Source organism: Chryseobacterium sp. CBo1 (assembly GCF_001693475.1).
GTDB lineage: Bacteria > Bacteroidota > Bacteroidia > Flavobacteriales > Weeksellaceae > Chryseobacterium > Chryseobacterium formosense.
Map to the genome: position 1 here is coordinate 32,743 of NZ_MAUH01000019.1, position 22,921 is coordinate 55,663.

Genomic DNA, 22,921 nt, shown 5'->3' on the forward strand with positions numbered 1-22,921 from the left:
TTTATTTATTTGTTAATGAATAGATAACAATCACAGATTCATTTATTTGCTGTATACTTTTAAGATAGTTTAAATAGGTATCAGTAGCTGTTTGAACGGCATACAGATATTCTACATAAGAAAGGTCTCCTGTGCTATATCCCAAACGTGAAGCATTTATAATTTCTTCTGCATTCGGAATTGCCTGTTCAATAAAATAATTAAACTGACTCACATTTTGCTCATATTGAGTCATGGCATTTTTCATTTCTGTTTTCAAAACATTTTCCTGCCATTGCGCATTCATTTCTGCAGATTCTTTTTGAATTTCCAACGAACGAACCCTTGATCTTGTGGTTGTAAAAATTGGAATAGAAATTCCTACATCGACAAATCCAAATCTTTGACCTCTTCCATAAAACTTTTCTACACCATTTTTGCTATGTTCACCAATCAATGAGATATTGCTGTAACCTAAAGTAAAGTCTGGCAATCCATTCGCTCTTTCTACCTTTTTACTTTTTTCAGCAACAAGTGCTTCTTGATACAGAGATTGAATACTTGGATGATTCCTAACAGCATCATTATCTATTATGTCACTTATAAATACAGGCTTATATTCTAGTGCTTTTTCGATGGTGAAATCCTCCTCAATCTGCATTAGATTTTTTAAATTCAGGTATGCATTTTTTCTTAATACCTCATTTTGTTGAGCAAGAAGGTTGATTTCACCTCGTTTAGTGTTTGCTGTACTTACATCAATTTTACCAATATCACCAGTCTTATATCGCAAGTTAGCTACTCTTATAAAATCAAGATAAATGCTATCAAGGTATTGAAGTTTTTTAGCATTATTTTCAAGATACTCCAACTGATAATAATAGGTACGTACTTGCTTCTTTAATTCATTTTCTGAAAGAGCCTTTGCCCATTCTTTGCTTTTAATTTCTTCTTTAATAAGATCCTTTTTTGCTCCAAATAGTGTGGGAAAAGGAATGTTTTGAGAAATCATAACTCCATCATTATATTCAAATCCTTCGTTATTTCCGTATTGAATATTTAGTTCGGTTTTCGGTAATTCATAAGCTGTTCGTTTCAGACTTTCAGCTGCCCTTACGTCTAAATCTTTAGATTTAATTCCTGAATTATTTTCTAATGCAATTCGGACAGCTTTATCTGCGGAAATATCTTGTGCTTGAATATTTTGTGAGAGACCTAAAAATATGCCCAATAATATTATTGGAGTTATCGATTTAATTTTATTATTATTCATTGCTTTATTTGTTTTCATAAATACCAAATACAGTAGCGGAAGAACAAAGAGTGTTAATGCTGTAGCTGAAATCAGCCCGCCAATTACTACGGTAGCAAGAGGTTTTTGTACTTCAGCTCCCGCACTGGTACTTAAAGCCATAGGAAGAAAACCTAAACTGGCAACAGATGCCGTCATTAGAACAGGACGTAACCTTGTTTTGGTTCCTTCAATTACCCGTGCAACTATGTCATCCCAACCTTCTTTTTCTAACCTATTGAATGTTGCTATAAGTACGATTCCGTTTAGTACCGCCACACCGAACAAAGCAATAAAACCAACTCCGGCTGAAATACTAAATGGCATATCTCTCAACAACAATGCAAATACTCCACCTATGGCACTCATAGGTATTGCAGCATATACAAGTGCCGCTTCTTTAAGTGAACGGAATGTAAAGTAAAGAAGTACAAATATTAGAAGAAGTGAGATCGGCACTGCGATGAGTAAACGATCGCTTGCTTTTTGTAAATTTTCAAATTGACCACCATACGTTACATAGTAGCCGCTCGGAAGTTTCACTTCTTGAGCGAGTTTGTCTTGAATATCTTTCACCACACTTGCAACATCTCTTCCCTGAACGTTAAAGCCAACATATATACGACGTTTTCCGTCTTCACGGCTTATTTGTGCTGGACCTAATTTATAGTTGACATCAGCTACTTGAGAAAGCGGAATTTGTTCTCCACTAGGCGTTGGTATGAATAGATTACTTACATCTTCTATAGAGGTTCTGTGCTCATTGTCCAGACGAACTACCAGATCAAATTTTCGCTCATTTTCATATACTACACCTGCTGCTTTTCCTGCAAAGGCAGTACTCACAATGTCATTAATATCTTGAATTTTTAAACCATAGTTGGCAATTCTCGCCCGATCATAATCAATGTTGATTTGAGGGAGTCCATCCACTCTTTCTACTTGTGGCGCAGTCGCTCCCGGAATTGTCTGTACTATAGTATTAACTTTATTAGCATACACCAATAGAGAATCCAGATTTTCTCCAAAAATTTTCACTGCCACATCCTGACGAATCCCCGTCATTAATTCATTGAATCTCATCTGAATAGGCTGATTAGCTTCAAAGAAAACCCCTGGGATACTTTCTAGTTTTTCCATCATTTCGTTTGAAAGCTCATCATAAGATTTTTTTTCTTTCCATTCTTTTTGTGGCTTAAGAATGACCATTAAATCTGTAGCCTCCGGAGGCATCGGATCAGTAGGTATCTCACCGGCACCTGTTTTTCCTACCACCATTTTAACTTCGTCAAATTCTTTCAGAATTCGAGACGCTTGCATAGATGTCTCCAAACTTTGACTTAAAGAAGTCCCTTGAGGTAGAATACAATGCATTGCAAAATCTCCTTCACCTAGTTTCGGTAAGAATTCACCACCCATTCGGGAAAATAAGAATAAGCTGATTGCAAATAAACCTACCGCTGATCCTATCACTACATATTTTAATCTAATAGCTTTTTCTAAAAGGGGCTGATACACTTTGTTTAAGAAATCCATCATTTTATCTGACAGGTTCTTTTTTGTGATAGGTTTCTTTGACAAGAACAGTGCACTCATCATAGGGATATAGGTGAATGAAAGAATTAAAGCTCCAATAATTGCAAAACTGACTGTTTGAGCCATTGGTGTAAACATTTTTCCTTCGATCCCTACTAATGTTAATATTGGGATGTATACAATAAGAATGATGATTTCTCCGAAAGCCGCACTTGTACGTATTTTTCTTGCAGAATCGAACACTTCTTCATCCATTTCTCCCTGTGTAAGTCTCTTATTTGATTTTCTAAGCCCTAGATGATGCATTGTTGCTTCCACTACAATCAAAGAACCATCCACAATCAAACCAAAGTCTATAGCTCCTAAACTCATCAGATTGGCACTCACTCCAAACAATCTCATCATGCCTAATGCAAATAGCATTGACAAAGGAATAGCAGAAGCGACAATTAAACCAGCTCTTAAATTACCTAGAAACAGAATTAAGACAAAAATTACAATTAAAGCTCCCTCTATAAGATTTTTCTCAACCGTATCTATGGCACGTCCAACAAGGTCTGTTCTGTCGAGATAAGGTTCGATAACGATATCGTCTGGTAGAGATTGTTGTATTGTCGGAATTTTCTCCTTAATACGTTCTACCACTTTGGCACTGTTTTCTCCTTTGAGCATCATGACGATTCCTCCCACAGCATCTACCTCTCCGTTGTAGGTGAGCGCACCGTAACGAATGGCATTACCAAAACGTACTTCTGCTACATCTTTTACCAGTATAGGAACTCCTGAAATATTCTTTACAACAATATTCCCTACATCTTCAAGTGTGTTTACCAAACCTACACCTCTAATAAAATATGCATTGGGTTTCTTGTCAATATATGCACCTCCTGTATTTTGGTTATTAGTTTCCAATGCAGAAAATATTTCGGAAATACTCACATCTATAGCTCTTAAACGATCTGGATTGACAGAAACTTCATATTGCTTCAGCAGCCCTCCAAAGCTATTGATTTCAGCAATTCCTGGTGTTCCATATAGTTGACGAGCAACAATCCAATCTTGCATTGTTCTCAGATCCATAGCGGTATATTTGTCTTCGCTACCTTTTTTAGGATGTAGTATATACTGATACACTTCACCTAAGCCAGTGCTAACAGGGGATAGTTCCGGTGTGCCTACACCCTCAGGAATTTGCTCCTCAGCTTCTTTCAATTTCTCATTAACTAGTTGTCTAGCAAAGTAGATGTCTACTTCATCCTTAAAAACAACGGTAACGACTGAAAGTCCAAAACGGGAAATACTTCGTATCTCTTCCACATCAGGAAGATTGACAATACTTTGCTCTACTGGAAATGTAACTAATTGTTCAACTTCCTGCCCCGCTAGAGTAGGACATAGAGTTATAACTTGTACCTGATTATTTGTAATATCAGGCTGGGCATCTATAGGAAGTTTTGTAGCACTCCATACGCCCCATATTATCAGCAGCAAAGTCATTACTCCAATAATGAGCTTATTCTTGATACTGAATTTAATTATGTTATCTAACATTTTTGATTAGTATTAATATTTAAAGTATATACGATTTCTATCATTTAAAATGATAGTACAATAATTTTTACTGACGCACACGAAGAAATATTCTTCACAAGCGCAAGAGAAAAGACTAGTAATTACTTTTTAAACATTAATCTTTGGCGGTTGCCATATGCTCCCGGAGTATTGGGAATAGAGATTTACATTTCTAAGAGAAACCTTTTGTTTAGCGTTCAATTTAAGTTTTGGGGATACTACTTCGGTTATGTTGAAATCCGAAATAGCTACAGTAATGGTTCCACAACATTGGCAAGAACAAAAAGGACTACAAAAATCTTTGTGTTCCGTTTTATGATTATCTTCATGTGATAGTCCAATTTCTACTAACTGGTTGTTATTTGCTGTACATTCATACAAAGCGTCTGTGCAGGGAAGTATTGACATCCCTAACATATAAACACTGAATATAAATACAAATATTTTCACCTCTCTAATTTTAAACTTTAATTGATTGATAATCCATCCAATAAGTCGGTACAAACTTACAAAAAATATAATAGCACTCAACTTAACAAATAAGTTATTTTTCTCATGAATGAAATCTATAAAAGATTATGTAATTAGCAATTTATTTAAAATAAATTTAGTCATTTAACACCTCTTTCATTATAAAGCAGCCTGTATATCTATCATCTATCATTACAAGAATCACCTTTTCATTGATATGATTCAAGCTTTCATCATAATAAAAATCGTAACATTTCATCAATTCAAGATTTCCAATAATTACTTCATGATTATCAATAAAACCTTTAATTCCTCCTTGTATTTCTTCAACTTTTTCAATTCTATAGTCTGATAATTGTACAGATGGCAACACTTTAAAAATAGCTCTTGCTATAGGGTGTGATGACATAGATTGAAGTATTGATGTATAGGTATACATTGTTTCTTTTTCAGAAACTACACATTCAATTTTTTTTACCTCAAAATCTGGGTTATCTACGTAACCTGATTTTATTTTCGAGTTATTATTATATCTATTTTCCATATCTATATTATGAATTTTTACACAACAAAATTAGCTGTAGTATTTGGGAACCTGGTTGCAAATGCAAAACAGCCATATTTACATATGGCTGTTTTTTAAAATGCGGTTTTATTTGGAGTTATTTGTTTCTTAAAAAATCTCGAACACTCATTACACATTCCCTTCATTACAAAATTTATACTTTCCAATAAAAAACTATCTGGCAGCTGAATCGGTGGAATAGCAATACTTTCAAGACAAAAAGTATTCTTACAGCGGTTACAGTTGAAATGTACATGTAGGTCACCTACATTGCACATACATGAATCACTACAAATTGAATATTTCATTGAGCCGGAACCATCATCGATCGTATGAATGAGTAAGTTGTCATGAAAAAGGGTCAAGGTCCTAAAAATAGTAGATTTATTTACCGTCTCTAGTTCCGTTTCCAAATCGGTCAGGCTAAATGCTTTTTTAAATTCAGACATTGTCTGAAAAATTAATAATCTAACTGATGTTGGTTTTATACTTCTTTTTTCTAACCTTTCTTCTAAACTTTTCATCTTGCTTTTATGGATTAAATGAGCTAATAAATCCAATGTAAAAGTATAGAAGTCGATTTTATTCCATCTTGTAATATTCTTTGATAGATTTACGAGATTTACTGGTTACTGTATTATAAATAGTGAATGTAGCCTATTTCGGGCAAATATTTACAGTCTTCGCAATTATCGTATTCTAATGTTGATTGCTCAGGTTGCTCAAAATTGGCTTGTAAAAAAGCATTTGAAAACAAAGCATAAGGGGGATATTCTGCAATATGGTTTTTAAGCATTTTGTGTGCTTCTACGACTGGTGCACCATAAAGTTTCTCAAATTTTCCGATTTTGTACTGGGTAAATTCACCGTAATGGACTATTGTCTTTAAAGAAAGAGGTATTTCGATCGCTAACTGTTGAGATAAGCGTTGTAATTCCTTCTGAAAATTACCGTAGATAAGCTCTATCTGCACTAATGTCTCTTCAAATGTTGGCATGTTTTGGTATTTATAAAAAAGAATGGCATCGCCTTCAATTTCAGAAATTTCAAAACACAGAATATTACTGTCCATTATTACTTTAAGTAAATTTTCTATTATATATTTTCCAACAAACATATTCGACTTGACTACAAAATCTGTAAAGCCTGAAATATCCGGTATCATCAATACACCTTTTGGGTTATCAGTATGCTGTTCTTGTATCATTTTATCATAATTTCAATTTTAAAAATGTAGAGGCATATTGAGCCTCTACATTAATTGTTAATGATTACTGTTTTATTTGTCCGATGGCTTTGTGATAAACAGCTTCAGCAATTTTGTATCTTACTTTTGCATCCAGCATACTGCTGTACGCACGCTGCCAAAGTGTTTCTGCTATCAATACATCTTCTCCAGTGATAGTTCCTGCTTGAAAACGATCATTACTTAATTTTAGATTTTCATCCGCTTCAATTAGTGAAGCCTGCATTAAATCTATATTGTTTGCCTGCAGTTGAAGGTTAAGTGTTGCTTGCTCTATCTCCACATTAATCTGGCTTTGAAGTTCTTTCAATCCATATTCTGCCGAACGTATGTTAGCTTCCTGTTGCTTTACTTTCTCTCGTTTACTTCCCCAATCGAATACGGGAATTTTTACGCTTAACATTCCGAAATAAGTAAGCATACTGTTTTTGGTTGGATCTCCAAAATTAATACCTTCTTTTCCAAATGCAGCCATTCCGTTAAGTGATAAACCAACTGTCGGTTTTAGATCGGCTCTGAGCATATTCTTTGTAAGTTCACTCATTTTTATGGCACTTGTGGCTAAGTCTACTTCAGGACGATGTGCTTGTGTGCTTTGTAACATCTCATGGTTTCTAAATTCATCGTCACTCAACGTACCAACTACATCAATATCCGTTTGTTCTATTCCAGTTAGCTGGATTAATCTTTTTTTAGCCACTATGAGTTTGTTCTCAGCCGCCTGTAATCGAGCTTCATTTTCATTTTGAAGTACTTTTGCCCGAAGCACATCATTTTTATAAATAATACCTGCCTGGAATTGATTATTTAAAAAAGTATAATGGGAAGCTAATTGCTTTTTGACCTGTTGCTCCATCTTTATTTCTTCTTTAGCCTGTACAACAATCCAATAAGCGGTTTCAGTAGCTAACAATACATCGTCTTCGACCAATCTCTGTTGAGCGATACTCATCTCTATATTGGTTTCCGCCATTTGCTTACCGTACTTAATCTTTCCTCCTGTATAAATTGGTTGAGTAACACTTACCATTGGGGCGAAACCGTACTCAGGAAGCATTGTATTTAAAGGCTCACCAAAGTAAAATGCAGTTGCAGAAGCATCTATTTTGGGTTTTGCCGTTACGTCTGCTATTTGTTTCTCTGATCTGGAAGCAGTTACGTCTTCTCTGGCTTTACCAATCCTGTGATTGTTTTTCAATGCAAGCTCTTTACTTTCTGCAAGGCTCAATTGCTGTTGGGCAAACAGGTTATCTGTTCCCTGTAAAACAGCAAGAGCACATACAAAAGCTTTTACGAATGTTTTATATTTTCTTTGTAACATGATTTATTTTTTTGTCAATTAACTTTCGTGATGAAAATCATATTTATCGTGTATACCTTTATTCAAGGATTTCTTTGACGGTTTTACGAATCTGCTATACAATACCGGAACTATAAATAAGGTAGTAACCATAGAGACTAAAATACCTATTGATATTGTACTCGAGATCGGCCCCCATTCGGGAGAACCACTCGACATTAGCGGGATCAATCCAATAGCTGCTGCCATAGAAGTCAGGAAGATTGGGCGCATTCTTCGCTTAGCTGCTAATAGAGCCGCCTCTTTAATCGTATGTCCATGATCACGCACCAATTCATCAGCGTAGTCTACAAGGATAATTCCGTTTCGAACTACAATACCCAATAAGGCTGTAATACCGATAATTGCCATAAAACCAAATTCATAACCTGTAAGAAATAATCCCAGCATCGCTCCAAGTAAACTCAATGGGAATGATGCCAGTACGATGAACACTTTGCCCACTCGTTTGAATTGGAATAGCAGAACTAAGAATATCAACACGAAACTTATCATAAAAGCTTTTCCCATTTTAGGACCGCTTTCCAGACCATCTTCATACTCTCCTCCATAGGCAATTTTAACTCCTTTTGGTAGTTCTAAGCTATCGATTTTCGGTTGTGCCTCGGCGAACACTTCAGCAGGTTTTCTACCCAATTGTGCTTCAGAAGAAACAGTTAATGTCCGCAATCCGTTACGGTGTACAATAGCTCCCGTATGCCATGAAGGTTGTAAATCCACCACTTGTTTTAAAGGTACTTTCGCTCCAAATGATGAGGTGATGTACATATTTCCCAAAGCATCCAGATTTTGCCTGTCAGCTTCGTCCGTACGCAATAGTATATCTATGGCTTTGTTACCTTCCCACATTTGTGATATAGGAAAACCTTTTATTTTAGCACCTAAAGCCTGTGCAATCTGTGCTTTGGTAACACCTAATCGCAACGCGATATCTTCTTTTACCACAGCCTTAAGACCTACATAATCATCCTGATAATCTGTACGTACCCAATTTGCTCCTTTTGTGTTTTCTAGTATTGTCGCTACTTCTTTGGCTACTTTTTTCTGTTGCGTAATATCTTTACCAATCACACGGATCTCAATCGGAGCAGGCTGTTGTTTTTTACTTAACTGTCTAACGCGGACATATCCATTTGGCAGGAAATTATTGAATTTTTGAACATATTCATCTATCATTTCATTTGTAGCATCATTACTTTCTGTATTGATAAATATTTGCGCAAAATTTTCTCGCGGGTTTTCCGGTGAATATGTTGAATAAAATCGTGGTGAACTTGTACCAATAAAACTTGCTGTGGTAACAATACGCTTGTCTCCTGCGATTTCCTTTTCAATCTTTTTAACCGCTGCTTCTGTTTCGTGAATATTTGTACCGTTGTCCATCCACAATTCAAGATTAAATTGATTTCTTTCCACAATTGGGAAAAACTCGGTTTTCACTTGGCTTCCTACCACAAATGAAAGGAAGAAAATCGCCAGACCTGCAAACAAAGTCGTTTTCTGATATTTCATACAGAACTCTATAGCTCTGTCAAAACCATCCTGCATTCTATCTAAGAAATTCCGTTTTTTAGGTTTTTGTGCATCATGGTTTTTCAATCCTTTTTTAAGGAAATGATAACACATATATGGTGTAAGAAACAACGCGACTAAGAATGAAACTGCCAAGGCTATACTAACCGTAATTGGTATCCATTGTACGAACTCTCGTGTCATTCCTGTTAGTGTAAATGCTAATGGTAAGAATGATAGAACAATAGTAAGTGTCGCAGTGAATATCGGAACCATAAGCTGTGTTGCACTTTGCCAGGCAGCAGTCCATGATGGTACTTTTTCATCTACTTTCTCTATATAGTTGTCTACGACAATTATGGCATCATCGACAACCATTCCAAGTACAATAATCAATGCAGCTAAACTAACCTGGTGCATTTCTACACCTATCATATTCAGAATGGCAAATGTTGCCAAAATGGTTACAGGTGCCGCAATAGCAGAAATAGTAGCTACTCTAAACGGAAGCAAAATCATTACCACCAGAATAACGGCTCCAATGGCAATTGCAAACTCAATAAAGAAATGCCCTAAGTTCATATCTACTACAGCAGGCTGATCTACAATGGTATTGACCTGTACATCTGCAGGTAAAACTTCTTTTACTTCTGTTACTTTTTGGGTCAATGCTTTACCTAAGTCAACAATATTCTGACCAGGTTGCATCTCTACAGTAAGCATCATTACATCATTACCAGCTACAGTAATTTTACTTTTTAGGTCTTCATATCTTCGTTCTATTTTGGCAATATCTTGCAAACGGATATTACCACCTTGAGGAGAACTATATACAATCAGATTGCCGATTTCATTTTCATTTTGGTACTGAGCATCTGTAAAAATCAATAAGCGATTTTTGTCAATTTCAATATCTCCACTTGGGATCGTAACATTCTGCTGGCTCAATGTGGAAGCAATTTCATTGATGCCAAAACCATATTGTTTTAATACATCTTCACGAAGTGTGACATATATCTGTTGCTTCTGACCTCCGTAACGTTTTATTTTTGAAACTTGAGGAATCGTTTTAATACCGTCTTCCAATTCATCCAGATAATTTTCCAATTCGGCATATGTACGTCCAGGTGCAGACACAGCAATCATCTGAACCACCACGTCACCAAAATCACTGTTCACATACGGCCCTTGTACGCCTCGCGGAAGTATCAAAGGCATATTGGCATCTAAACCGTGCTGTAAAGTATTCCAGAATTTTTTAGTATCCTTGACGTAATCTTGCAATTCAACTGTAATTACAACCTGCCCAGGTTTACTTTCTGAATGTGTTTTTTCCTTCTTTATTTCTTCAAAACCGAACAGATATTGTTCCAGTTTATCTGTTACTTCTTTCTCAATCTGTTCTTCGTCACTTCCTGGATAAAAAGCAACGACAAGCCCTTGTCTAACTGTTATACGCGGGTCTTCGCTTCTTGGCATTGTCAATAATGAAATCAGACCTGCAAGCACCATGATAACGGTAATCGCTATCGGTACTTGTGGAAATTTCATTGCCGCTTCAATGAGGTTTATCTTTCTTTTCATAAATTATTCTGTTTTTGCGGTTGGCGCTTTCGCTGAGGCTGTTTCAGTTTTTACTTTTTGTCCTTCTTTCACATTGTTTTGTCCGGCAAGAATAATAGTTTGATTTTCATCAAGTCCGTTGGTTATTATAACCTCATCGCCTGCAATTTTACCCACAGTAACTCTTGTCAGTTTTGCATTGTTATTCTTGTCTATCACATACACATGAGGGATTTTATCAACATTGTTTATGATAGCTGTAAGTGGTACACGCACTTGTTTAACTTTAGCCGGAATACCTGCAGATACTTCGCTAATCATCCCAGGCATTAAAATACCTCCAGAATTGTCAAGACGTACTTTTAAAGTATATGCTTTGGAAATTTCATCAGCGACAGGATTGATAATTGTGATTTTACCTGTGAAATTGCGTTGCAGTGTAGGTATGTTTACTTCTACCTGCATACCTTGTTTGAAGTTTCCTATTTCGCTTTCCGGTACTGAAAACTGAGCGTATACAAGATCTGTTTTAACAATTGTAAAAGCCGGCACTCCTGGTGCTGCCATACCTCCGATTTCAGCTGATTTAACTGTAATTATTCCATTAGTAGGCGACATTAAACGGCTGTCGGCAATACGCTTTTTATTAATTTTTTTATTTGCCTGTGCCTGTGCAACTTTAGTTTTGATATCGATGTAATCTTTTTCAGGAAAACTTCCTTTTTTATACAATTCATCAAACCTTCTGAATGCATCCTCGCTCTGTTCTAATGTAGCATTGGCTATTTGCAAGGCCGCTTCATATTCTGTAGCATCTATACTTGCTAAAAACTGTCCTTTACTAACTTTTTGACCTTCATTGACACTCACATTATTGATTGTTCCGGTAACAGCGAAGCTCACGGTGGTCATATTATCTGGAACGATGGAACCTGAATAAACAACAGATTCTTCTGTTTCTGAACTTTGGATCGTACCTACTGTTACAACCGGAGGCTCATCTTTTAATTGTTTTTCTTCTTTTTGTTTACAACTCTGTATCAAACCTATCCCTATTAGGAAAAGGAATAGTAAACCTATTTTACCTGTTTTCATCATTACATTTATTTTGTTACGTTTATTTTAACTTTAGATTTCAGGGACAAAGGTCGGTTTACAACATACAAACAGCTATACGAAATGACCGCTAAAAGTTGTGAAATTTACTTTTCATAAGGTGTAATAATTGACATAAAACGAAGAGCTACTGAATGATCAGTAGCTCTTCACAGTTACATTTAACTTAAATAACAGGACGTGAATAATTCAGTCTTTTGATTTAAAGAATCAAAGTTTGATTATCCCTATCCTTTAGCTGTTTAAAATAGCTTGATGTAAAGCCTGTATGCTTTTTCAATTGATTGGAAAGGTATGCCTGACTACTATAACCTAATACATTAGCAATCTCGGTCAAAGACATTTCTGTATTCATCAAAAGTTCTTTTACTTTTTCAATCTTACAGTGAATAATGTACTTTTCAAGTGTTATTCCTTCTTCTGAAGAAAACAATGCACTCAGTGTATCGTAATTCTTGTTTAACTTATTACTTATAAGAGCTGTAAATTTTGTAGGTATTCCACTTTCCAATTGCATATTAATACCATTATCAACCAACTCTTTAATATTGTTTATTGCTTTTTGGTTTTTATTATACATTAATTCAAAGCCATTACTTTTCAGCATCGCTTCGATTGCTCCCAGTTTTTGCGAAAAAGCTACTGTATCTTTTATTATCGCTTCTCCTAGTTTTACATCCACTACTTCAAAACCCAAAATAGTTAACTCTTTTTCAAGAACATACATACATCTATTGCACACCATTCCTTTTATTAACAGTGTCATAAGCTCTATATTATATTTAAAAAACAAAATTCAGCATTTACTAAAAATAAGACTTTATGATATTTCGGTTTTCTTTTGTGATATTTTAAGAAAGTATATTCAACAACATTAAATATCATAAACTAATCAAGGAAAAGTATATATCCAGTACCATTAATCATAACGAATTTTGTAATAGACAATATCCATTAAAATGAATAGTAAAGAAATAAACGAACATCCAGTTTTAGATATATTGAAAGATTATAACGCAGGTAAAACCGGTCTGGAACTTTTTGAGAAATATGGTATATATGGTACAAATATTTTTGAATTGAAATCAAAATATAAGGATTTAAGATCCGATATCCTTTTAGAATTGGTAAATTTAAACGAAGAAAATAGCCGATTAAAAATAATGTATGCTGACTTGTCCGTACAACACCGAAAATTAAAAGATTTGTTGCAGGAGGATTTCTAAAAGTACAGCGATAGGATAATAGTAACTTAATAATATTATGATATGACAAATGTAATGTACAAATATGCCACAGTGTTGGTAGCGATTGAAAATCTTCGCAAGGAAGGTTACGATGTAGATTTTAATCTTGAAGACAACTGCTTAATTTGTGGCAACAATAAATATACTATTGATGACTTTGAAATTGAGCAAGTCTACCGATATGAGGGAGATAGCAACCCCAGTGATGAATCTACTGTTTATGGAATAGCCTCAAAAGATGGCTTAAAGGGAATTTTGGTCACTGCTTACGGTGCTTATACAGATGGAATGAGTGCTGCGATGCTTAGGAAATTATCCCTTAAAAATGAGTAGAAATTGTATTTTCAATTAAATTTAAGTACTTAAGAGAAAGTTATTAGAGGAAATTATGTTCACGTTTCAAAAACAATACATTAGCATAACTTTTTGATTAATGAGGATATAAGAAAGCCAGGTTAATTTGTAGTAACTTGGCTTGTGAAAATACATAAATGGGGTTTATTATTTGACTGTTGTTCCACCATCTACGGGTAAATTTACCCCTGTAATGTATTTTGCTTCATCTGATGCCAAGAATAATGCGGCATTCGAAATATCTTCAGCCATTCCCAATTTTTTCATAGGAATAATTCCTAGAAAATAGGCTTGATAGTCTGGACTATTCAAAAATGCCTCGCTCATAGGTGTTAAGATATAGCCCGGATTAATGGCATTTACCCTAATTCCAAAAGGTCCGAAATCTACTGCAGCCGCTCTGGTAATGGCTGAAACCCCTCCTTTGGAAGCCGTATAAACTCCGGGGCCTGACATTCCAGTTAAAGCGGCAATCGAAGAAATATTCACGATACTCCCACCTCTTTCTTTCAGGTGTGGTAGTGCGGCCTGCATTCCCAGCATCACGCTGTTTATGTTGATGTCATATGCTTTTTTCCAGGTGTCTTCGGTTTGATCTTCAAAAGGAACTGCCACTGAAATCCCAGCATTATTGATTAAAATATCCAGTTTTCCAAAAACGCTGATTGTTTCTGGAAGTACTTTTTCAAACCAGTCTTCCCGTTTTGATACGTTATGTACTAGAGCAATGGCATCACCACCATCTGATTTGATTTTTTGTACAATAGTTTCTAATTTATCTTTTTGAATATCGGTCGCTACTACTTTTGCTCCTTCTTTGGCAAAAGAATAAGCCATAGCTTCCCCCATTCCGGAAGCTGCCCCAGTTATTATTGCTACCTTATTATTTAGTCTCATATATCTTATTATTTTTTTGCTGCGTGATGTGCTATAATATAACCAAATACCAATCCCTGCCCGATGGTTCCGCCAGCTCCGGGATATTTATTTCCAAAAATATTTGAGGCATTATTTCCCAAAGCGTACAAGCCCTGGAAAGCGGCCTGATTGGTTTTCAATACTTGTCCATGTTCGTTTGTCATCATTCCACCGCATGTTCCCAAGTCTGATAAAACGATTTTTACCGCATATAATTTTCCAGAAAGCGGTCGAAGACAATTATTAGGCATTTGTGTTGGATCTCCATAATAACGGTCGTAAGCGCTGTTGCCTTTTCCAAAATCGGTATCTTTTCCTGTAGCTGCAATGGTGTTGAACCTGCCAAATGTTTCCGTAAACGCTTCGACAGGTAATCCCACTTTTTGAGCCAGTTCAGATGCATTTTCAGCCGTAAAAGCAATTTTTGCATCAAACCACTCTTGTGGAATTTTCATTCCCGGAAAAAGTGTGCCGGCAAGCAGATAACTATTTCTGTAGTTCTGATCAAAAATCAACCACATATCTTTTATAGGCGTTCCATACTTTTCCTGTTCTAAAACGATTTGTCCAAAACTCATATAATCCACCGCTTCGTTTATAAACCTTTTTCCCGTATAGTTTACCAAAAATGATCCCGGAAGCGAACGCTCTGCCAATAATACTTGTGGTTCGCCTTCTTCTGTTAATGGAGCTATAGCAGGAAACCACCATGTTGAAGTCATATTGGTAATTTCTGCTCCAATCTTTTCTCCTAACAGAATGGTATCACCTGTATTGCCTTCGCTACCTAAACTTACATTTTTTAAAGAGGGAGATTGGTATTGGTGGCGCATTAGCATATTATGATCAAATCCGCCTCCTGCCAAAACCACACCTTTCTTCGCATTTATCTGAACCAATTTTCCGTTTTGAACCGCTTTTATTCCAGTTACTTTATCACCATCAAACAATAATTCTGTAATTGAAGTATTGGTCCAAACCGGTACACCTGACCGAAGCAAACCAGCAAACATCCCTGAAGCCAGTGCCTGACCACCACCAACTAATCGTTTTCCAATCAACAATCCGCCAATTCCCTGAATTCCTCTTTTCAGCATAATCGGTATAGACTTAAATGGTGTTTTTGTCATTAAGTTGAGCCATTTGTAATCGTAACCTGTCACTGGAACTGGTACAGGTGCCTCAAGTTGACCGGGGCGAAACCTTGCTGTGTCTTTTCCTAATAAGTTCATATTGAAAGGACGACATTCGCAGGTTCTTCCTAAGACTTTACCACCTACAACTTCTGGAAAATAATCTGAATATCCTTTTGCCCAAAAGAATTTCATAGGCGTGGTTCTCTCCAACATTTCTACTGCTGCTGAACCATTTTGCAAGAAGTTTTCCCAACGGGATTTAGGAGCATTATCTCCAACTAAATTCGTTAAATATGTTTCTCCATCTTTCAATGTATCATCGGAACCATCTTGTTTCAAAACAGGATTTGCCGGTATCCAAAATGCACCACCGGAGCGTGCAGTAGAGCCACCAACCAAAGCTGTTTTTTCGATAACTAATACTTTTAATCCTAATTCATGGGCTGCTAGTGCAGCTGCCATACCGGTTCCCGAACCTACAACTACCAAATCTACGGTAATATCTGTGGCTGTTGGCCCCGGGATTATTTCTTTCTTGCTCATATTCAGTCTTTTTTAATTATAATTTATACAGGTAGTTTAGACGAAGTAGCGTATTCGGGTATAAAAACACAGTTGGTTGTCTGAAAAACAGTAGACATACATTTATTGCATTGAATACATCTTCCTCTTCCCAACGGATTATCTTTTAATTTATTGATGATATCGGGCTCGCGAAGTAATGCCCTTCCCATCGCAACAAAGTCAAAACCTTCCTGCATAGCCGTTTGCAAATGCACATAATCATTAATTCCTCCCAACAAAATCAGTTGAGCTTTTTTCACTACTGTCTGGAATTGCCGAGCCGATTTAAGCATATAAAGATGTTCGTACGGGTATTCACCTAACACTAATTTTCCAAACCATTTTACCCCCAATCTGAAAATTCCTTTCTGTGTTTTTGACATGCCCTCTAAATCAGTTTCACCTCTGAACAGATACATTTGATTTTTTACCGAAGATCCCATCGTTAACTCAAACGCATCAACAGCGCCTGTTTCGTCCAGAATTCTTGCTGTTTGTGTGGACTCATCTAACCAGATTGAGTTTTTAATACCATCATCCATAGACATTTTAACAATAATTGCCAAACGGTCTTTCACCCTTTCTTTTACGGCAAGAAGGATTTCTTTTGCAAAACGTGTACGATTTTCAATAGAACCGCCATATTCATCTTTTCTTTTGTTGATCCAAGGACTGAAAAAAGAAGATACCAGATACAAATGCCCAAAATGAAGTTCGATCGCATCAAAATTGGCATCGGCAGCAACTTCTGCGGCATCCGCAAATTGCCTGATAATGGTTTTCATTTCCTCTCGGCCGATTTCACGACAAACCTGAAAACTAGAAGGACTTCTAAACCTTGACGGAGCAATTGGTTGTACACCTGTGATTTGTTTGGTGGCTACGGGACCGGCATGCCCTAACTGTGCGGAGGCTTTTCCGCCAGCCTTATGCATCGCCTGTGTAAATTGTTTGAGGCCTGAAATATTTTCACGAACCATCAAAATTTCTCCCGGTGCTGCAAAACCTTCTGCGGAAATAGCGCAGTAGGCAATAGTTGTCATACCAACCCCTCCTTTTATAAAGCCCTCATGAAAGTCTATTAATGATTGTGTAACTTTTCCGTCAGGGCTTCTGCCTTCACTGGTTGCCGCTTTTATAACCCGATTCGGAAGAGTAATGGGTCCTAATTTTGCGGGTGAAAATACTTTATCAGGATTAATTGCATTCATAGGATATTGAAGTTATTGTTTCTTATCAAAGATAAACAAATAACAAATAAATGTTACATAGTGTAACATTTAAAAAATTATTAATTTTGCACCAATTAAAATCATTATATGAATTTGAAAGCTAGATCCGATTCTGTTCAAAATAAAGTAAAAATTGTAAAAACTGCTTTGAATCTATTCATGGAGAAAGGAATAGATATTCCATTGACTGAAATTGCCAAAGAATCTGATGTTTCCAGAATGACTTTTTATCGTCATTTTCCGGATCGGGAAGCTCTTGTGTCGGCAGTATTTCATTACAATCTAGATCAACTTGATTTATACGCTAAAGCATTGCAAGAAAACAAAAATGGATTCTATCTGTTGTTAAAAAAGGTATTGATACAACGGGTGGAATATCATAACTTTTTACCTTATATCAACGGACAGGAACAAACCTTGACTTCTTCCAGATTGTTTGAGATTTTCGAAAAACCAATTCAACTCGCAAAAAATAGCAACTTATTACGAGATGACTTTTGTTGTGAAAAAGATTTACTGATATTAATATCAATGGTAGGTGGCGCAGTTGCATATGTTCAGATGTCTGGTCAATCTGCCATTGAGCGAACATTAGAATTGCTTATGAACGGAATTAAAGTAGTTACAAAAGAGTAAGTTGCACATCTCTAGCTATTTCGATATGTCGTCAGTATTTTAATATCAAATTAAAGGCTTAACAGCATATTATTTAATCAATATCGTTTTTCTTATTCACGATACAGTTACACATACATCCGCATTTGTCGGATAGCTTTGGCACAATAAAATTATTCCCTCGGCAATATCCTGTTCTGTCAGAGCCCCATTATGGAGCATCCGTACTTCGCCATCTGTTTTTACTGCCCAACAAGCCCCACAGGTTCCGTTTTTGCAGGAACTCGCTACTTTGATATGATGCTCTTTCATTGCATCCAAAAGAGATTGCTTCGGCTGCACCTCAATGAGTGATGTGCATTCATAGGTCTGCTTTTCATCATTCTCGTAGTAGTCCTCATAGTAATTTACAATCACATCTTTTACAACACCGTCAGTTTCCAAATCTCCCACATCAACTGGAACTGGGTCGAAATATTCCAAATGAATATTTTCTTCTGGAATATTCAATCCTGTTAAGGCATTTTTATATAAATCCATTAAGCCGGTAGGTCCACAAATGTAGTAATGGGCATCGTTTATTTCAGGAACAAGTCGTTTGATTATGGAACGAAGTACCAATAGAGAGAATCGTCCTGCAATATGATTGATTTTAGTAGAGATAAATTCGGGGGAAGTAAAGGAATAGCATATTTCGAGACTTTCATTTATCTCTAAAGTTTCCAGTTCATTATAAAAAATAGTTTCACTTGGCGTTTTATTACTGTATATCAGTAAGGGAATTTGACGACTACTATCAATACTATTGAGCATAGAGAATAAAGGTGCGATACCGCTACCACCGGCCAAAAGAACTATTTTGGATTGTCCAGCTATTGTATCTTCCAAAACAAAATTCCCAAACGGTGCTTCAATTTCCCATATTTCTATTTGGTCTGCATTTTCAAAAATATAGTTACTCATTTTTCCTCCAGTTACTCTTTTTACAGTAATAGCTGGATTAGGATCTGAGGGTTTGGAACTAAATGAATACGAGCGAATTACCATCTCTCCATCTATGTTGCATCTGATGTTTAGATACTGACCAGGCAAGTAGGAAAATTGTTGTTGATCGGTTTCAAAGTATATGGTCAGAGTATCCTGTGTTTCCTTCACAGTTTTATGGGTTCGCCATGTAAATTTCTTCATTTTAAATAATTTCTATCTGCTTTGTTATCTTTAAAAGGAAACCTCTACTTGTTGTTCACAAAGAGAGGTTCATCAAAACATGATATTTGATAATTAAATTTCGTTTTACTTTTCTTGCTGTCTTCTGATAATTGCCAGCTTGTTTTTTCTTATCTGTTTGAAATGGGCAGACGTTAATCCTGTATAGGTCTTTAATTGCTCGGTAAGCTCCGAAGCTTTTTTATAACCTAACGATTTTGCAATTTGCGTGATAGTTTGCTCGGTATATACCAGCAATTCTTTTACCTTTTCAATTATTCGCTTTGTAAATATAATTTCAAGGCTGACATCACATTTTAAAAGAAACAGATTGTTCAGTTCTTGATAATCCGTATTGAGTTCGCTTGTTATCTGAATCGCAAACGGAGCAGATGAACCTGTATCCAATTGGGTCTGAATAATCTGATCTGCTACCCGGTGTACTTTCGTTATTACATCCGAACAGTCACCTAATTTTAATTGATGTAACATAACTTTTTATGTTAGAGATTGGGAAACACTGTTTTGGTACCCTAAGAGTAAATGGAGAAAAGCCCAGGGATATATTCAGCAAATCCCCGAGCAATATTGAACTTACACGCAGCAAGAGCAGCTTGACGTTTTTTCGCTATCTCCGCCATCTACTTTGTAGCCAGCTTTCTCAATAGCCTGGACCAACTCTTGTTTCACACTATCATTCTCTATTGAAACAGCAAGTTTCCCTGCTTCTAATTTTTCAATAGTAACGCCATTAATATCTTTGATTGCTCCATTTACTCTTGATTGGCAGTGAGCACTTTGCATGTCTGGTATGCTTAATTCCAAATTTTTCATTTTATCTTATTTTTAATGTTTAACAAATTTCCGTCTTAATTTGATACTTATTATTATGGTATTCCTTGTAAGATTTGTGACTTTTACTGATTTTAAAATTATGATTTTATTCTACAATGAACTTACCCTTCATATAGATGTAGTGGCCTGGGAAAGAACATAAAAAATCATAAGAACCTTTTGCAGGAGCATTAAAAGTAATTTCGGTAGTTTGTCCGCCACCAATCATATCTGTTTTGGTAATAACGGCTTTTTCCATTTCTTTTGGAATATAGTCATTATCTTTAGCATTGATTGCTGCATTAGCGAAAGCATTGAAGTCTGTACCTTGTGCAAGAATAACAACATTATGTCCCATTGCTTCAATTGGTGCTTTTCCGGTATGCTTAAGAATCAACTTTACAGTTTGTCCTTCTTTTACTTTAAGTTCGGTTTTATCAAATTTCATATCATCACCGCCACTGATGGTCAACTCAACTTCGTTTGCTTGTTCCGTCGGGACAGTTGTTTGTTCTAATACAGGCTGATTGTTTTCTTGTACACTTTGTTCTGTTTTCTTATTATTGTTACAAGCAGTAAATATGATTACTGACAAGCCTAAAACTAACTTTTTCATTTTCTATGTAATTTTAAATTGTTATCTTATACTGCAAATTTCAGTACATTTGTTATCCTAAATATTATGCAATTCCTTTTTAGATTTATGATATTTACTGAATTGTAAAATTGTATTGTTGATGCAATGCAAAACCCCCATTGTAATTATTACAACGGGTGTCTGTTCCTCTAATTTTATAAGGTTACTTTTGACTATTTGGAACGCTCAATACGATAATAGTACCAAGAATTGCAGGAATTGCCCATACTGCGAAATTAGCAAAGTTGGACAGTTCTGATGCGATAAGAATACCGCCAAGAATGATTGCAACTGCTGCACCTATACGACCTACTGCAAGGATAGTACCTAAAGCTGTACCACGAGTGGCATCGGGATAATAGGTAGCGATAAAGCCATTCAACAAAATTTGTGCACCTATGGAGCCGAAACCAACTACGGCTACAAGCAAGTAAGTAAGGCTCATAGACCATCCATTACCGTCGCCTGTACTAAAGCCAAGAGCCATTAGGAATAATGCAATGCCTGCCATCGCAAATGCCGCTGAAACAACTCTTTTTGCTCCGAACTTGTCTGCCAATGGGGAAGCAATTAGCGAACCTGCTACTGCTCCAGCATTCGTGACCAACAAGAACGTTAATGCTGAAGTAGCCGAATAACCTGCAATAGTTAATAACGTAGGCAACCACGTATTAAGTCCATAGATTAAAATCTGACCAGAAATAGCTGCGAGCAAAAACACAATTGTAATCAATGCCCAGCGACCTGTAAAGATTGCCAATAAAGGATTGCGTTTTTTTTCGACTTGCCGAACTTCTTTTTTAATTGGCGAAGTTGGTTCTATGGGTGTTAAGCCATATTCTGCTATAATTGTATCTGCTTCTCTAATGCGACCTTTTGATCTTAAATATACCGGACTTTCAGGGAGATAATAGAGTAATAGTGGTACAACGGTAATTAATGGCAATGCACCGATCCCTAACATTCCACGGAAACCAATTGTTTCTACTAAACCGATAGCCAACAATGCGGCGAAAATACCTCCCATAGAATAACCGGAAAACATTAAAGCGTTATTGAAATTTTTACGCCCTGCTCTTGAAAACTCTACTGTTGTAGCTACTGCTGTAGGGATTACACCACCGAGACCTAAACCAGAAATAAAGCGAAAAAGCCCGAACAGAAACGGTGTAGGAGCCAACGCCGTCGCAATCATAAAGAGAGAAAAAAATGTGACTGCTCCAATTAAAACTTTTCTACGTCCAATTAAATCTGTAAGGTAGCCAACAGTAAGTGACCCTATTGCCATTCCCACAAGAGCCAGACTATTTATAGAGCCTGTTTCAGCGGTAGTTAACCCCCATGCTTCATAAGCTAGAATAGATTTTACTATTGTTCCGTATACTACTAAATCATAGCCATCAAATACTAAGACGATAAATGCTAATGCAATAACAATGGATGGGGATTTTTTTATTTTAGTTTTAGAGTGATTGGACAAACCTGTCTCAAGGGCACTCTCTTGAATATTTTGTTTCATTATTAATATTTGTAAGAATTAAAAAATTGTTTATCAATTTGAGTTGGATTGGTATTTGCCAAACCCAGAAAAAGTAAAGTGTATTATCGGGTTTGAATATAGTCCTCAACAGTGACAACAACAATCAGATTTCTCACTGTGGTAGTGAGTTAATCCAAAAATAATTCTATTAATAATGTTCAACATTTTGTTTTTACTTTAATTATAACTTCTATACTGCAAATTTCGGTATTGCAACCAAGCTTTCCATTATACTTTTCTTTATTAGTTTTATGATATTTACTGATTGTACAAGACATAAAAAAAAGAGGATGTAATACCTAGTCATGGTCGGAAGATTTTTCTTCCGACTTTTTTGTGTTTTAGTAAAACAAGAAATTGTTTTAATTAATTGATTATCAAATATTTATGTTGTTTTTTTAGTTTAAATTTTGTATCTTTATCACTG

The 22,921-nt window shown here is 36.0% G+C and carries 20 protein-coding genes; 3 read left to right on the forward strand and 17 right to left on the reverse strand.

Going from position 1 to position 22,921, the window contains the following annotated elements:
• Position 1: 1 nt before the first annotated feature.
• The 9 genes from BA768_RS11930 to BA768_RS11970 all read right to left on the reverse strand — a co-directional run bounded on the left by BA768_RS11930 (position 2) and on the right by BA768_RS11970 (position 12,977).
• The gene (locus BA768_RS11930) at positions 2-4,357 is read right to left on the reverse strand and encodes a CusA/CzcA family heavy metal efflux RND transporter (protein WP_083206662.1); all 4,356 of its coding nucleotides are present in this window, start codon (positions 4,355-4,357) and stop codon (positions 2-4) included.
• 129 nt (positions 4,358-4,486) lie between these two features.
• Positions 4,487-4,828, reverse strand: coding sequence for a DUF6660 family protein (locus BA768_RS21780; RefSeq protein ID WP_350320026.1), 342 nt, complete (start codon positions 4,826-4,828; stop codon positions 4,487-4,489).
• A 157-nt stretch (positions 4,829-4,985) separates the two neighbouring features.
• Complete coding sequence (locus BA768_RS11940) at positions 4,986-5,393, reverse strand: hypothetical protein (protein ID WP_038330938.1); 408 nt, start codon at positions 5,391-5,393, stop codon at positions 4,986-4,988.
• Positions 5,394-5,488: 95 nt separating this feature from the next.
• On the reverse strand, positions 5,489-5,938 hold the full coding sequence (locus BA768_RS11945) for a Fur family transcriptional regulator (RefSeq protein WP_052217463.1): 450 nt from the start codon (positions 5,936-5,938) through the stop codon (positions 5,489-5,491).
• A 113-nt stretch (positions 5,939-6,051) separates the two neighbouring features.
• Entirely contained in the window at positions 6,052-6,621 is a 570-nt protein-coding gene (locus tag BA768_RS11950) for a DUF2652 domain-containing protein (protein ID WP_065720935.1), read from the reverse strand.
• 64 nt (positions 6,622-6,685) lie between these two features.
• A complete protein-coding gene (locus tag BA768_RS11955; RefSeq protein WP_038330936.1) occupies positions 6,686-7,981 on the reverse strand; it encodes a TolC family protein in 1,296 nt (431 codons plus the stop codon).
• Between the two features lie 18 nt (positions 7,982-7,999).
• Entirely contained in the window at positions 8,000-11,116 is a 3,117-nt protein-coding gene (locus tag BA768_RS11960; protein WP_083206663.1) for an efflux RND transporter permease subunit, read from the reverse strand.
• Between the two features lie 3 nt (positions 11,117-11,119).
• Entirely contained in the window at positions 11,120-12,190 is a 1,071-nt protein-coding gene (locus BA768_RS11965; RefSeq protein WP_160279570.1) for an efflux RND transporter periplasmic adaptor subunit, read from the reverse strand.
• A gap of 223 nt (positions 12,191-12,413) precedes the next feature.
• Positions 12,414-12,977: a helix-turn-helix domain-containing protein gene (locus BA768_RS11970; RefSeq protein ID WP_038330931.1), complete on the reverse strand. Its 564-nt coding sequence runs from the start codon at positions 12,975-12,977 to the stop codon at positions 12,414-12,416.
• A 193-nt stretch (positions 12,978-13,170) separates the two neighbouring features.
• On the opposite strand from BA768_RS11970, the gene BA768_RS11975 reads away from it, so the two are divergent.
• Positions 13,171-13,437: a hypothetical protein gene (locus tag BA768_RS11975; RefSeq protein WP_038330929.1), complete on the forward strand. Its 267-nt coding sequence runs from the start codon at positions 13,171-13,173 to the stop codon at positions 13,435-13,437.
• 42 nt (positions 13,438-13,479) lie between these two features.
• Positions 13,480-13,791 carry a hypothetical protein gene (locus tag BA768_RS11980; RefSeq protein ID WP_052217456.1) on the forward strand — a complete coding sequence of 104 codons (312 nt, stop codon included), beginning with the start codon at positions 13,480-13,482 and terminating at the stop codon, positions 13,789-13,791.
• 168 nt (positions 13,792-13,959) lie between these two features.
• Here BA768_RS11980 and BA768_RS11985 read toward each other — a convergent pair whose 3' ends face one another.
• The 3 genes from BA768_RS11985 to BA768_RS11995 are packed head-to-tail and all read right to left on the reverse strand — an operon-like array spanning position 13,960 to position 17,641.
• The gene (locus BA768_RS11985) at positions 13,960-14,709 is read right to left on the reverse strand and encodes an SDR family NAD(P)-dependent oxidoreductase (RefSeq protein WP_065720936.1); all 750 of its coding nucleotides are present in this window, start codon (positions 14,707-14,709) and stop codon (positions 13,960-13,962) included.
• A gap of 8 nt (positions 14,710-14,717) precedes the next feature.
• Positions 14,718-16,409 carry a 3-ketosteroid-delta-1-dehydrogenase gene (locus tag BA768_RS11990; protein WP_038330924.1) on the reverse strand — a complete coding sequence of 564 codons (1,692 nt, stop codon included), beginning with the start codon at positions 16,407-16,409 and terminating at the stop codon, positions 14,718-14,720.
• 23 nt (positions 16,410-16,432) lie between these two features.
• Entirely contained in the window at positions 16,433-17,641 is a 1,209-nt protein-coding gene (locus BA768_RS11995) for an NADH:flavin oxidoreductase (protein ID WP_065720937.1), read from the reverse strand.
• 108 nt (positions 17,642-17,749) lie between these two features.
• Here BA768_RS11995 and BA768_RS12000 point away from each other — a divergent pair, with 108 nt between their 5' ends.
• Entirely contained in the window at positions 17,750-18,298 is a 549-nt protein-coding gene (locus BA768_RS12000) for a TetR/AcrR family transcriptional regulator (protein ID WP_052217454.1), read from the forward strand.
• Between the two features lie 96 nt (positions 18,299-18,394).
• On the opposite strand, the gene BA768_RS12005 is transcribed toward BA768_RS12000, so the two are convergent.
• From BA768_RS12005 to BA768_RS12025, 5 genes are all read right to left on the reverse strand, one after another.
• On the reverse strand, positions 18,395-19,465 hold the full coding sequence (locus tag BA768_RS12005; RefSeq protein WP_038330919.1) for an iron-sulfur cluster-binding domain-containing protein: 1,071 nt from the start codon (positions 19,463-19,465) through the stop codon (positions 18,395-18,397).
• Between the two features lie 105 nt (positions 19,466-19,570).
• Entirely contained in the window at positions 19,571-19,975 is a 405-nt protein-coding gene (locus BA768_RS12010; protein ID WP_052217452.1) for a helix-turn-helix domain-containing protein, read from the reverse strand.
• Between the two features lie 102 nt (positions 19,976-20,077).
• A complete protein-coding gene (locus tag BA768_RS12015; protein ID WP_038330917.1) occupies positions 20,078-20,317 on the reverse strand; it encodes a heavy-metal-associated domain-containing protein in 240 nt (79 codons plus the stop codon).
• Positions 20,318-20,423: 106 nt separating this feature from the next.
• The gene (locus tag BA768_RS12020; protein ID WP_038330915.1) at positions 20,424-20,933 is read right to left on the reverse strand and encodes a plastocyanin/azurin family copper-binding protein; all 510 of its coding nucleotides are present in this window, start codon (positions 20,931-20,933) and stop codon (positions 20,424-20,426) included.
• Between the two features lie 184 nt (positions 20,934-21,117).
• Positions 21,118-22,473 (reverse strand): MFS transporter, encoded by a 1,356-nt coding sequence (locus BA768_RS12025; protein WP_083206665.1) that lies wholly within the window; start codon positions 22,471-22,473, stop codon positions 21,118-21,120.
• Positions 22,474-22,921: the final 448 nt, after the last annotated feature.